Below are 12,430 nucleotides of genomic sequence, written 5' to 3'. Positions count from 1 at the left end.
CCGGATGACGTGGTGCTCATTGCGGTCCGATCGCGACCGCTCGAAGCCGGTCCGGGCCTGGCGACCTACTCATTGCGGATGCCCCAGCCGCGCATGAGCGCCTCGTAGTGCAGGTATTCCTCCTGCATCAGGCGCATGAAACCTTCGGGCATGCTCTCCGGTGTCGACTCGGCGCCCTGGCTCAGGAAAAGATCGTGCAGGCTTGGCTTGCGCAAGGCGCGCACGATGTCCCCGTGCAGTTGCTCGACAATGCGCCGCGAGGTGCCCGTGGGGGCCACCACGCCCGACCAGCGATCGAACTGCGCCTCAGGGAGACCGCTTTCCGCAATCGAAGGCAGCCACGGCAGAGTGGGGCTGCGGCTCCGAGACATCACGGCGAGCGCGCGCAGCCGGCCTTCGCGGACCAACGCGAGCACCGCGGGCAAGGTATGCACCGCGTACTGCACGCGACCCAGCATCATTTCGACGTACGAGTCGGGAAGCCGGCTGAATGGCACGTGCACGGCATGGACCCGCAGCGCACGGGTGAATATCTCGCCTGCGAGATGGGATGCCGAGCCCATGCCGAGAGAGGCGTAGTTGAGCTCACCGGGACGCACCCGGGCATAAGCGACGAACTCGACCGCACTGCGCACGGGCAACGCAGGCGCGACGACGAGCACATTGGTGATCGAGGCCACGTGCGCGACCCCGACGATGTCCGCCAGCGCCCGATAGGGCGGCTCGTCGCGTATCAGCTCGGTAATGAGCCGCGTCACGCTCACCATGCCGAGCGTGTAGCCATCGGGCGCGGCGAGCGACACGATCTTGTTGCCGATCAGCCCGCCTGCCCCGGGCCGGTTGTCGATCACGACCCGCTGCTTGTAGAACTCCGCGAGCTCCTTGCCCAGCACGCGCGCAAAGAAGTCGTCTGCCGTGCCGGGCGATGCCGCGACCACGATTCGGATCGGTTTGACGGGGTATACGACGTGCACGGAGCTCGCGGCGAACGCCGGAGGCGCAATGCAAACGGCGAGTGCCGCCAGCGCGGCCGGGATGCCGTACGCACGCACGCTGGAGATGAAATGCCGGAAGGGCTCCATCGCGTGACGATAGCGTGCCCTCTTCCGCTCGGCAAGCATTCGCTGGGCCCTGCGGCGAGCTGGCGCCGACTGCCTGGTCGTGAAACGAGCGCCTGACGACTCTGCGCAGACCAATCCGCGTGAGCCGAGTGGTTGCGTCTCGCTCCGGTCCTGTGAGCTCGCTCCGCGAGTGAAAATGTTGCGCTCGATCGTCGCTGCGTCAGAACAGCGACGCCTGCCGCTCGTCGCCGATGACGCGCTCGAAATCGAGGCCGAGCGTCTCGAGGATGGGCTCGGCGACCGGCTTGACCTGTTTGGCGACATAGTGCTCGCGGTCGAGCGGGTGCCTGCGGTTATCGAGCGGCTCGGCGCCGGCAGTGGTCATCACGTAGCTGACCAGTCGTGCCTGCGGTTGCGTCGACTTGCGCGCCGCGGCGACGTGCGGCGGCGTGCCGGCCGTATAGTCGCCGGTGGCCTTGCGCAGGTTCTTGTGATAGACGAGCGCCTGGTCGAGCTCGCCGCTCCTGACGCGGCGCACGATCTCGGCGAGATAGCCATCGACCGGACGGTCCCCGAAGAGCCGTGCGTAGAGCTCGCGCTGCACCTGCTTCGCGAGCGCGGTCCAGTCGCGGCGCACGACTTCCATGCCGACGAACTCGACCTCGTCGTGGCCGCGGCCGTGGACGAGCCCCGCGTAGCGCTTGCTCGCGCCGCGTGCGCTGTGCCGCGCGCGCGGCAAGAACAGTTTCAGATACAGCTTCTCGAATTCGAGCTCGAGCCGGCTTTGCACCCGCCAGCGGCTGGCGACGTAGCGCGTGAGCTCGCCGTTGAGCTCGGCCACGAGCCGCCGGGCCTCGGCGCGTGCGGCCTCGGGATCGGCGCGGCCGGAAGCGACGAACAGGCTGTCGGTATCGCCGTAGAGCACCTCGAAACCGGCCGCCTCGAACCAGCGCTTCGACCACAGCAGCAGCTCGCGGCCCATGCCGGTGATCGAATTCGCCAGCGCCGGATTGAAAAACCGGCAGGCCGGCGTGCCGAGCACGCCGTAGAACGAGTTCATCAGGATCTTGATCGCTTGCGAGGCGACGTCATCGCCGCTCGCTTTCGCTGCCTCGCGCCGCGGGAAGAACTCGTCGAGCAGCCGCGGCAGGATCGCGGGCTCGCGCTGGAACGCACCCTCGGGCGTGCGGATCAGATCGTCGTCGGGCACGGGCTCGGCGACGTAGGCGAGGGGATCGATGTTGAACGTGCGGATGATGCTCGGATACAGGCTCTTGAAGTCGAACACCCAGACGCTCGAATGCAGCCCTGTGACGGGCGCGAGCACGTGACCGCCATGCTGCGCGGCGTGCACGCGCGCGTCGTCCGAGCGCACGGTCGGCGCGACGATCCCGAGCCGCTCGAGCTCGCAGAGATAGAGAAAGTCGAACGATGCGATGCTCGCGGCGACGCGGTCCGGCGTCATGCCGGTGAGCGCGCTGCGCGCGAACGCGAGCGGCACGAGCCTGAGCTTGTCGACGATCTGGTAGGCGAGCCGCGCATCGGTGCGCGCGTAGAGCGCGAACGCCGCGAGATCATGCGCGTAGTTGTGCTCGATCTCGGCCATCCGCTCGCGCGCGTCGCCCGCGACCGCCTTGCCCTCGCCGAGCACCTCGCGTGCGACGGCGTCGAGCGAGTAGTCCTGCATGCGCACGAACGCGCCGCGCAGCAGATCGATGCCGTCCAGCACGAGCCGTCCCGGGATCGCTGCCTGGCCGCTGCCGAAATAGCCTTCGGCCCTGCGCAGTCGTATTGCGCCGGGCTCCCGCCCGAGCTCGAGCGGGTGCTCGAGCCGTGCCGCGATCCGCACCAGCACAGTGAGATCGAAGTCGATCGTGTTCCAGCCGGTCAGCACGTCGGGATCGAGCCCGCGGATACGCGCGCAGAACGCATCGAGCGCCGCGGCCTCGTCGGTGCAGCGAATCGCGCGTTCCGGCATCGCCCGTCCCGCGCCGTCGACGATCAGCACCTCGTCGATGCCGGGCGCGTAAAGCGAGATCGCGAGCAGCCGCTCGGCCTTCGGATCGGTCTCGATGTCGAACGACAGGACGCGCGGCGCGAGCGCGACAGTCGCGGGCTTGAGCGTCGGATTCGCGAACAACCACGCTATTCCTTTTCCTGGCACGGCTTCGCCCTCGATCTCGCAGCCGCCTTTGATGCCGCGCTCGATCAGGTAGCGCTGCGCGAAGCGCACGTCGGCCTCGAACGTGTCGATGCCGGCCTGATGCAGGCGCTCGCGCAGCGGCGGCACGTCGGACGGCACCGCGACTTCGATCTGCCTGACGGCGGCCCCGTCGAAGCTGCGCCGCTCGCTCGGCCGGGGCGCGGGCACACCGAGCGAGCGCGCGCGCTCGGCGTCGGCAGCGCGGATATAAAAGCACGGGCGCCGGCGATCGTCCCGCACGACGAAGGTGCTGCCGTCCTCGAACCGGCCGTAGAGATGCACGATCGGGGAGCGGGCGCCCGCGCGGCCGGCCGCGACGCGGTAGGTTGCCTGCAGAATGACACCGCGGCGGATGCTCATCGACGTAGTGTGCCTCATTCGCACGCAGCCGGCACCGAATGGGCCGCGCCCGGTTATCATTCCAGCGCCAAGGCAGGGGAGAGCGGCATGCGTTCAGGCGTATTGGTATTTCCCGCGATCGAGCGGATCGTCTACGGCCAACCGGCGGCGCAGGCCTTGCGCGAGGAAGCCGAGCGGCTCGGCGCGCAGCGTGTCTTTCTCATCGTGAGCGGGACCATGAACCGCACCACGGACGAGGTCGTCAAGGTGCGGGCTGCGCTCGGCAGCCGCCATGCGGGGCAGTACGACCGCATGCCTGCGCACACGCCGCGAGACGCCGTGCTCGAGGCGGCCGCGGCGGCGCGCTCGGTGGCTGCGGATCTGATCGTGACCTTCGGCGGCGGGTCGTGCACCGACGCCGGCAAGATGGTGCAGCTCTGCCTGCGCCACGACATCCGCGCGCCGGACGACTTCGATCGCTTCCGTACAGTGGTGAAAGCCGACGGCACGCGCAGCATCCCGAGCTTCGACGGTCCCACGGTGCGGCAGGTCGCCATTCCGACGACACTCTCGGCGGGCGAGTTCAACGCGCAGGCCGGCTGCACCGACACCCGGGTCAAGGAGAAGCATAGTTTCCGCCATCCGCTGATCGTGCCGCGCGTGACCATTTTCGATCCCGCGCCTACCGTGCACACGCCGCTGTGGGTGTGGCTGTCGAGCGGAATCCGCGCGCTCGATCATGCGACCGAGGGGCTGTGCTCGCCGTTCTCCAGTCCCGTGGGCGATCCGAGCTATGTTCAGGCGTTGAAGCTGCTGAGCCAGGCGCTGCGGCGGGTGAAGCGCGATCCGGCCGACCTGGAAGCGCGGCTCGATTGCCAGCTCGGCATCTGGCTCTCGATGGCGGGCCGGCAGGGCGGGGCGCAGATGGGCGCAAGCCATGCGATCGGGCACGTGCTCGGAGGAACCTGCGGCGTTGCTCACGGCTACACCTCGTGCGTCATGCTGCCGCACGTGTTGCGCTACAACCGGGCGGTGAACGCCGAGCGCCAGCGCCTGGTGGCCGCGGCGATGGGACATCCGGGCGAGGAGGCGGGCGACGTGATCGCCGCGCTGGTGGCCGAGCTCGGCTTGCCCGGCCGGCTGTCCGAGGTCGGCGTCGGGGCCGAGCAGTTTCCCGTCATCGCGGCCAACGCGCTGCATGACAGCTGGCTGCACACCAATCCGCGCCGGATCACCTCCGCCGAGCAGGTGCTGGAGCTTCTCGAAGCGGCGGCGTAGTTCTCGTTCTCGGGAAGCTCAGCCGGCGTTCACGGCGCCACCGTGAATGATTGCAAACGTCATGGGGCTGAGAAGCCCGGCATCGGGATCGGAAGGTTGGGCGAAGGTCGGCGAGCGCGTGGGCGTCCAAGCTGGACACCTGCGGCTGTCATCCGCTCAGGCTGATTGCCGCTCACTCGAGCGCGATACCCTTGCGCTGCAGGATCTCGTCCAGCGTTTCCACGCCCAGCCACAGCCCGGGCATGCCACCGGGAATGGCGGCTGTTTCCATCGCTTCCAGCACCTCGCGCGGCGTGGCGCCGAGCGCGAGCGCCCGTTCGCTGTGCAGGCGCACCCCGCGCGGCCTGTTCAGCGCGCAGGTGATTCCGACCATGATCAGCTCCCGTATCTTCCTGGGCAGCGCGCCCTCCCGGCCGAAGGTGGCATCCACGTACAAGCCCTTCAACTTCTCGAAGTATTCGGGATCCAGCCGGGCGATCTTCTCGTAGGCCGTGTTCTGTGCCCCCAACGATGCTTGCTCGAATGCTTGCTTGGCCGATTCGGACATGAACGCCTCCGTGCGTGTAAATGGTTGTGGGGCCAGATCAGATACCGTCCCGGATGCGCGGGTCGTGGCTTGTTGCGCGTTCAGCGCTTCTGCCGGCGTTCCAGGAACGCTTGCATGAGCCGCCGCGGCTCGTCGGTCATGTGCGCCTTCCCGATCGCCTCGATGCCGCGCTGAACCGCATCGGCGATTGCCATGCGCTCCCAGTCGGCGTGCAGCGCTTTCTGCAGCCGGATCGCGCGCGGGCCGGCCGTGATGATGGCTTCGACCCAGTATTCGACCGCTTCGTCGAGCGCGTCCGGTGCCACCAGGCGCTCGAGAAAGCCGCAGCGGTGCGCTTCGGCTGCATCGATCATCTTGCCGGTGAAAACCAGCTCCATCGTTTTGCCCCAGCCGATCAGGCGCGGCAGCAGGCACGCTTCCATGCCGGACGGAATGCCGTGCCGCACCTCCGGCATGCCGAACAGCGCATTGTCGGAGCCGACGCGCAGGTCGCAGGACGCGGCGATCTCCATCCCGGTGCCGAGGCAATATCCGTTGATGCGCGCAATCACCGGCACCGGCATGCGGCGCATGCTGTCGCAGGCGAGATGCGTCATGCGGCTGCCTTCGGCAGCGGCGTCGGGATTGGGAAACGTCGACATCTGCCCGATGTTGGCGCCGCCGATGAAGGACTTGTCGCCCGCACCGGTGATGACTGCGACGCGAAGCTCCGGGTCCTGCGCCAGCTCGCGCATGGTGGCTGCGAGCTTCGCCCGGTCCTCGGCCGCCAATGCGTTGCGCTTGGCCGGATTGTTGATCGTCACGTAGGCGACGCGCCCGCCTTCCTTGCGCGCCTCGATGCGGCCGAGAATCACCGGCTCCGGTGTCGCGCTCACCCGCCGCTGCTCCGAATCAGCGCACCGCGACCGGCCGGATCGCGACGCCGTCCTTGACGATGCGCTCGTCGAGCACGCCGGCGCAGGCGGTAATCGCCCTCAGGTTCGGTGTCGGCACGCCGGTCAGCTCGCCCATCTCGATGATTGCGAGATCCAGCGCCGCCAGCTCGAGCTGGCGCCCGGCGCGCACGTCCCCGAGCGTCGAGGACAGCATCGCGGGTCGGCTCGCGACCTCGGCCACTGTCTTGTCGACGTCGACGTTCAGCTTCGCCCCGACCGACTGGGCCACCGCGATCACTTCCTTCATCATTGCCACGGCCAGCTCGCGCGCCGGCGGATAGATCGCGATTTCGTTGTTGCTCGCCTGCGTCAGCGCGCAAAGAGGGTTCCACACCGAATTGCCGGCCATCTTGCCCCACTTCGCGCCGCGTATGTCGGTGCTGATCTCGCTCTTCCAGCCCGCGGCGCCCACCATCGCGACGATGTCTTCCAGCCGCCGGCTGCGGCTGTTATCCACTTCTCCGATCACCATGCGGTCCGACGGCAGATCGGCCACCGTGAGCACGCCCGGTCCTCCCGTCGTCGTCGGCAGAAACACCACGCCGCCGACGATCGTTTCGGCGGGGAAAACTCGCGCGAGCGTGCCGTCGACATCGAGCGTTTTCAGCCGGGTGCCCGCGTAGGGCGAATCGATGCCATCGAAATACCACCACGGCAGTCCGTTCTGCAGAAATACGAAGCAGCCGTCCTTGCTGCGCATCGAGGCGATGTGCTCGGCGTTGGGCGCGATCTGGTGCGCCTTGAGCGTGACGAACACGATGTCGTAGGGCGGCTTCTCCTCGCCCGGACGAACCGCATGGACCCGGATCGGATCCGGCCGGCCGCTGCGCTTGCCCTTGAGAACCAGTCCGCGCGTCGACAAAGCCTCGTGCTGCGCTCCGCGCGTGAGCAGCGTCACGTCGTTGCCGGCCGCCGACAGGATGCCGCCGAGATAACTGCCGATCGCGCCGGCGCCGTAGATGAGTACACGCATCGAGAATCTCCGAGTAGGTGAGTATCGCCCGGATGCCGGGCTGGTTCAGCGTCCGGTGCGGGTATACGTCCCGCTAGTGTCCTGAGTCAGAAGTTCGTCACCCCCGCGAACGCGGGGGTCCAGGCGGAGTCTCGTTCTGGATTCCCGCTTGCGCGGGAATGACGAATTACAACGAATTTACGATTCACCACACTAGCTCATCGCGCCAACGATCCGCTCGCGCGTCAGCGGCAGCTCCCGCACCCGCACGCCGGTCGCGTTGAACAGAGCGTTGGCGATCGCGCCGCCGGTCGGTCCCTGCGCGCCTTCGCCCGCGCCCTTGGACGGCTGTTCGGGGCGGTCGATCAATTCCACCTTCACCTGCGGCGCTTCGCCGAAGGTGAGGATGGGATAGTCTTCCCACTGGCGCGAGGTGACGAAGCTGGTGTCGAAGCGCACCGCCTCCTTGAGCGTCCAGCTCGTGGCCTGCACGATCCCGCCCTCGATCTGGTTGATGACGCCGTCGGGATTGACCACGCGTCCGACGTCGACCGCGGCCCACGCGCGCACGACTCGCAGGCCCTGTTCCAGCTCGACTTCCACGACAACCGCGCAATAGGAACCGAGGTTCTTGTACTTGCAGAACCCGATCCCGCGCCCGCGCACGCCGTCGCCCTTTTCGCCCGCTTTCCAGGCGGCCATTTGCGCTGCGCGCTCGATCACCGCCCGGCCGCGCGGGTCCTTCAGATGCCGCAGGCGAAACGCCACCGGGTCGGCGCCGCAACCGGCCGCAAGCTCGTCCATCATCGATTCGATGGCGAACACGTTGGCGAACCCGCCCAGTGCGCGCAAGGCCGAGATGCGAAGCGGCGTATCGGTGATGAGATGGCGCGCCACGCGCTGGCTCGGGAAGTCGTACAGTGGTATGGCATTGCGATGGCTTGCGCCGGCGGGCAGCGGCATGTCGACCGGGGGCGACACGGGGACGGGATCGGCCAGATGCGGCGCGGCGATCAGCGTGGACCCGGCGCCGCGGCCGGAGCGATTGCTATGCGGATTGCTCCAGACGTCGTGATTCCAGTCGACCACGTTGCCGGCTTGGTCGAGCGAGGCCGCGAGCTTCATCACCATCGCCGGGCCGAACGGCTCCCAGTTGAACTCCTCCTCGCGCATCCATTGCACCTTCACCGGGCGCGGGCTCGCCGCGCGGGCAAGCAGGGCAGCATCGAGCGCGACATCGTCGGCGCCGTTATGGCCGTAGCATCCCGAGCCGTCGGCGTGGTGCACGACGATGCGCTCGGCGGGCACGCGCAGGCACTTCACCATGTCGCCGCGCAACGGGAAGATGCCCTGGCTATGGCTCCAGATCTCGTAGCGATTGCCGTCGTAGCGCGCGACGGCGCACGACGGGCCGATCGAAGCGTGTGCGATGTACGGCTTGCGGTAAATGGCTTCGACCGTCACCTTGGCACGGCTCTTGGCGGCTGCGTCGTTCTTGTCGCTGACGACTTCGGTTTCGACCGGACGGCCGAGCAGGTAGTCGTAGATCTGCGCTTCGCCGGGAAGCTTCTGCGGCGCATCCCAAATGCAGCTCTTTTCAAGCGCCGCTTGCGCGCGAATCGCCTGTTCTTCGCGCTCGGCCACGACGCCGAGGAAGTTGCCGTCGCGCACGACCGCGATCACGCCGGGCAGCGCGCGCACCGCCGCTTCGTCCATCGAGCGCAGCGTCGCCGAATAGTTAGCCGGTCGCACCACGCGCCCGTGCGCCATGCCGGGCAGGTCGAGATCTTGCACGTACGATGGCTCGCCGAAGACTTTCGCCGGCAGGTCGATTCGCGGCGCCGCGCGACCCACGAGCGTGAGGTCGGCCGCCTGCTTCGGGCTCACCTGGCCGCTCGCTTCGAGGCCGAGATCGATCCCGGCGGCCAGGTCCCAGTAAGTGGCCTGCCTCCCGTCGGCATGGAAGATTCCCTCGGCGACCTGCAGCTTCTCGATCGAAACGCCGAGCCGGCGCGCCGCCGCTTCCAGAAAGAGCGCACGCACCTCGGCGCAGGCATAACGCACCGCCTCGCCCGATTCCTCCACCGAACGGCTGCCGCTCGTCATACCCTCGTTGGGATTCGACTCGGTGTTCGCCGTGAGGATGCGAACCTGGTCCAGGCGCAGATCGAGCTCGTCGGCCGCAATCTGCCCCAGCGCCGTGAGAATCCCCTGGCCGATCTCGACCTTGCCCACGCGCACGCCGACGGTCGCATCGGGATCGAAACGGATCCAGCGACCGAGGCTGCGGTTGGTATTGAGGCTGCCGGGCAGGACCGGTTTTTCGGCAGCGGCGCTCATTGGTCCTCTCCCAGCGCCTGCGCGGCGCGGTGGATGGCACGCCGGATGCGATTGTGGGTGCCGCAGCGGCACAAGTGACGTTCCAGAGCGGCATCGATCTCGGCATCGGTGGGATGCGCCGTACGGTCGAGCAGCGCCTTGGCGGCCATGATGATTCCGGTGATGCAGTAGCCGCATTGCGCGGCCTGCTCGTCGATGAACGCTTGCTGCAATGCGTGCGGCTTGTCGCGCGTGCCCAAGCCCTCGACCGTGGTGATCGATTTGCCGGCGACGGCCCACAGCGGCGTATCGCAGGAGAAGATGTCCTTGCCGTCCATGATCACGGCGCAGGCGCCGCATTGGCCGACCCCGCAGCCGTAGCGGGCGCCCTTGAGCTTCAAATCGTTGCGCAGGATGTATAGCAGCGGCGTATCGCCCTCGGCTTGCACGCTGCAGGACTTGCCGTTGACGCTGAGCTCATAGCTTTCGGGCATGACGGTTCCTCCATGGTGGAGCATTGTAATGGCCCGAGCCGGGGAAGGCGACGGCCGCCATGAATCTTTCGAGGAGACCGTGGGCCGCGGAACCACTGCCCTGATAGCGCACGAGCGAGCCAAGACGGCGGCTCTCCATGCGGGGTTGCCGCGAGTGGGGGCGCGGCGTTGCGGGGTTGCCGCGAGTGGGGGCGCGGCGAGCGGAACAGGATGCGAAAATGCGCATGGCGTAACGCCATGCGCATCGCAGGCAGTGGCCGTCGCAACGACGGCCTGGATTGAGACTACTCGTCGTTCGGCGAGTGCTCGGGCCGGCGCGTGCGTCCCACCGCGCCGACGATACCGGCGCCCAGGAGCACCAGCGCGCCGACCGCGATCCAGGTGGGTGACAGCCCGGCGACGCTCGCACCCCACGCCAGCCCGCCGATCAGGATGACGACGCCGATCAGATAGATGGCCATGTTCGACATGACGACCCTCGTGAGTATCGCGGCATACGGCGCGAGCTGCGCATTGCTATGTGCGCTTGCATGCCTGTGGGATTCGGCTTAGCGGCGCTTACCGACCTCGTTGCCGATCAGGCCGCCCGCGGCTGCGCCCGCCGCAGTGCCCAGCACGCCGCCACCGGAGACGGCCGCACCGCCAACTGCCCCTACTCCGGCGCCGACCAGAGCGCCCTTCTCCGCACTCGACATGCCATCGTAGGTCGCGCACCCCACGGAGCCCAGAGTCAATGCAGCCACTGTAATCCAAGCTTTGATATTCATAGTCTTTCTCCTGTCGTTTGAGCGAAATGTAAATGTCGCCACACGAATATCGCAACGCGCGCGCCCGCTCACAGGTAATAAGCCCAGATGCGGGCGAAGGCTTCCTTGAAGCGACTACCGAGGCCACGCGCGCGCCAGGTTTGCAGCGTGATCTCGTCCGAGCCAGACATCGCTCTTGCTCGGAACCATGAGACGCACATCCACGCCGCGCGCGGCTGCGCCCTTGAGCGCGGCGACGGTTTGCGGATCGGGCACGAAGTAACCGAAGGTGAGCCAGGCGCGCTGCTCGGCATGGCCGATTGCCGAAAGGACCTCGACATAGACCTCGTTGCGCTTGGTTTGCGGGTCTTGCGCGATGACGCGCATGGTTTCGTTGCCGGCGGGTTTCGGCGCCGGGCGTGCGCGCATGGCCGGCGCGCCCTCGCAGTTTTGCGCTTGCCACGCTGAATCGAACAGGCGGGAGAATTCCGTCACCACGGGCCCTTCGAGCTCGATGTGCGTGTCGCGCCAGCCGATTTCTTCCGAAGGAGTGCGCGATTTTCCGAACGAGCCCGAGGAGTAGACGCTGCTGATGTTGATGCCGCCGGTGAAGGCGACACGCTGGTCCACCACCAGGATCTTGCGGTGGTCGCGGTTGTGAATCGATAGCCGCGGCTTGTCCTCGGTGGGCTTGATGGGGTTGAACACACACACCGCAATGTCGGCCGCTTCGAGACGCTCGAAGTATTCCTTGGGCGTTTTCAGCGACCCGATCCCGTCGTACAGGACCCGCACGCTGACGCCGTGGCTGCGTCGCTCGGTGAGAAGCTCCGCGAGCCGGTCGCCGAGCTCCCCGGCTTCGAGAATGTAAGTCTCCAGATCGATCGATTCCCGAGCCGCAGCAATTGCCTTGAACATCGCTTTGTGCGTCTGCGGACCGTCGACCAGCAAACGAGAACGGTTGCCGACCAGCAACGGACGCTCGACATGTTCCTCGACGTACGCCAGATGGCGCGCGAGCAGCTCGCTGGTCGTGTCTTTCTCGATACGCTCGACCACCACGGTGGACTCTGCGGCGCCCAACACCCGCTTTCCGTCCGACGTGGCCGGGGCAACGGTGACGACTGCGGGTTTACGCCCGGATTGCGCTTTGCCGGTGGTGGAGGACACGACGGGTAAGGTGGTCGCACAGCCTGCCAGAGCGGTAAGCGTCGCGATCGTCGCCGCGCGGCCGAGCCAGGTTGCAGCGGACCACATTTTTCTTCCCTGGGCACTTCGCGATGTCCGCGGCATATCCGACGGCATGCCGGATGAGAGCGTTACCGCTCCGCGGCGGTGGCTGGTGTCTAATTGAAGAGCAGGTAGATGATGACCAGCACGAATGCCGGGACACCGAGAATCCAGGCGATCAGGTACTTGCCCATGACGTTTCCTTGGCGGTGGTTTGTGACGACGGGACAGAGCACGGCCTGTGCCCGGCTGTCATCGCAGATGCCGCGCCTGCTCCTGGCGTGCGTGCTCGAGCGACAAGGCCGCCTGCGCCTGGTCAGGGCTTA

General features: G+C 67.2%; 11 protein-coding genes. 1 reads left to right on the top strand and 10 read right to left on the bottom strand.

Annotation, left to right across the window (positions count from 1 at the left end):
* Positions 1-65 precede the first annotated feature (65 nt).
* Positions 66-1,385 (bottom strand): tripartite tricarboxylate transporter substrate binding protein, encoded by a 1,320-nt coding sequence (locus tag GEV05_12235; GenBank protein ID MPZ44151.1) that lies wholly within the window; start codon positions 1,383-1,385, stop codon positions 66-68.
* Entirely contained in the window at positions 1,282-3,684 is a 2,403-nt protein-coding gene (locus GEV05_12230; protein MPZ44150.1) for a DNA polymerase II, read from the bottom strand. Before GEV05_12230 ends, GEV05_12235 begins: the two co-directional genes overlap by 104 nt.
* A gap of 27 nt (positions 3,685-3,711) precedes the next feature.
* Between GEV05_12230 and GEV05_12225 the strand changes: the two genes are divergently transcribed.
* Entirely contained in the window at positions 3,712-4,881 is a 1,170-nt protein-coding gene (locus tag GEV05_12225) for an iron-containing alcohol dehydrogenase (GenBank protein MPZ44149.1), read from the top strand.
* Between the two features lie 172 nt (positions 4,882-5,053).
* On the opposite strand, the gene GEV05_12220 is transcribed toward GEV05_12225, so the two are convergent.
* The 8 genes from GEV05_12220 to GEV05_12185 all read right to left on the bottom strand — a co-directional run bounded on the left by GEV05_12220 (position 5,054) and on the right by GEV05_12185 (position 12,179).
* Positions 5,054-5,428: a hypothetical protein gene (locus GEV05_12220; protein ID MPZ44148.1), complete on the bottom strand. Its 375-nt coding sequence runs from the start codon at positions 5,426-5,428 to the stop codon at positions 5,054-5,056.
* A gap of 80 nt (positions 5,429-5,508) precedes the next feature.
* Positions 5,509-6,303, bottom strand: coding sequence for an enoyl-CoA hydratase (locus GEV05_12215; protein ID MPZ44147.1), 795 nt, complete (start codon positions 6,301-6,303; stop codon positions 5,509-5,511).
* Between the two features lie 16 nt (positions 6,304-6,319).
* Positions 6,320-7,336 (bottom strand): 2-dehydropantoate 2-reductase, encoded by a 1,017-nt coding sequence (locus tag GEV05_12210; GenBank protein ID MPZ44146.1) that lies wholly within the window; start codon positions 7,334-7,336, stop codon positions 6,320-6,322.
* 192 nt (positions 7,337-7,528) lie between these two features.
* Complete coding sequence (locus GEV05_12205) at positions 7,529-9,655, bottom strand: molybdopterin-dependent oxidoreductase (protein MPZ44145.1); 2,127 nt, start codon at positions 9,653-9,655, stop codon at positions 7,529-7,531.
* Complete coding sequence (locus GEV05_12200; GenBank protein MPZ44144.1) at positions 9,652-10,128, bottom strand: 2Fe-2S iron-sulfur cluster binding domain-containing protein; 477 nt, start codon at positions 10,126-10,128, stop codon at positions 9,652-9,654. The genes GEV05_12205 and GEV05_12200 overlap by 4 nt, the downstream gene beginning before the upstream one ends.
* Positions 10,129-10,412: 284 nt before the next feature.
* Positions 10,413-10,598, bottom strand: coding sequence for a hypothetical protein (locus GEV05_12195; protein ID MPZ44143.1), 186 nt, complete (start codon positions 10,596-10,598; stop codon positions 10,413-10,415).
* Between the two features lie 78 nt (positions 10,599-10,676).
* Complete coding sequence (locus GEV05_12190; protein MPZ44142.1) at positions 10,677-10,895, bottom strand: glycine zipper 2TM domain-containing protein; 219 nt, start codon at positions 10,893-10,895, stop codon at positions 10,677-10,679.
* Positions 10,896-11,009: 114 nt separating this feature from the next.
* Complete coding sequence (locus GEV05_12185; protein MPZ44141.1) at positions 11,010-12,179, bottom strand: cardiolipin synthase B; 1,170 nt, start codon at positions 12,177-12,179, stop codon at positions 11,010-11,012.
* Between the last annotated feature and the right edge of the window lie 251 nt (positions 12,180-12,430).

The sequence above is a fragment of the Betaproteobacteria bacterium genome, from assembly GCA_009377585.1.
Lineage (GTDB): Bacteria > Pseudomonadota > Gammaproteobacteria > Burkholderiales > WYBJ01 > WYBJ01.
The sequence above is the reverse complement of the archived record's forward strand: the minus strand, read 5'-3'. Positions and strand labels throughout refer to the sequence as shown.

Coding starts and splice junctions, on each gene's coding strand:
- GEV05_12230 (MPZ44150.1), bottom strand. CDS start 3,684: ATGATAACCGGGCGCGGCCCATTCGGTGCCGGCTGCGTGCGAATGAGG.
- GEV05_12210 (MPZ44146.1), bottom strand. CDS start 7,336: ATGCGTGTACTCATCTACGGCGCCGGCGCGATCGGCAGTTATCTCGGC.
- GEV05_12225 (MPZ44149.1), top strand. CDS start 3,712: ATGCGTTCAGGCGTATTGGTATTTCCCGCGATCGAGCGGATCGTCTAC.
- GEV05_12195 (MPZ44143.1), bottom strand. CDS start 10,598: ATGTCGAACATGGCCATCTATCTGATCGGCGTCGTCATCCTGATCGGC.
- GEV05_12220 (MPZ44148.1), bottom strand. CDS start 5,428: ATGTCCGAATCGGCCAAGCAAGCATTCGAGCAAGCATCGTTGGGGGCA.
- GEV05_12185 (MPZ44141.1), bottom strand. CDS start 12,179: ATGCCGTCGGATATGCCGCGGACATCGCGAAGTGCCCAGGGAAGAAAA.
- GEV05_12205 (MPZ44145.1), bottom strand. CDS start 9,655: ATGAGCGCCGCTGCCGAAAAACCGGTCCTGCCCGGCAGCCTCAATACC.
- GEV05_12200 (MPZ44144.1), bottom strand. CDS start 10,128: ATGCCCGAAAGCTATGAGCTCAGCGTCAACGGCAAGTCCTGCAGCGTG.
- GEV05_12235 (MPZ44151.1), bottom strand. CDS start 1,385: ATGTCGCCAAACAGGTCAAGCCGGTCGCCGAGCCCATCCTCGAGACGC.
- GEV05_12190 (MPZ44142.1), bottom strand. CDS start 10,895: ATGAATATCAAAGCTTGGATTACAGTGGCTGCATTGACTCTGGGCTCC.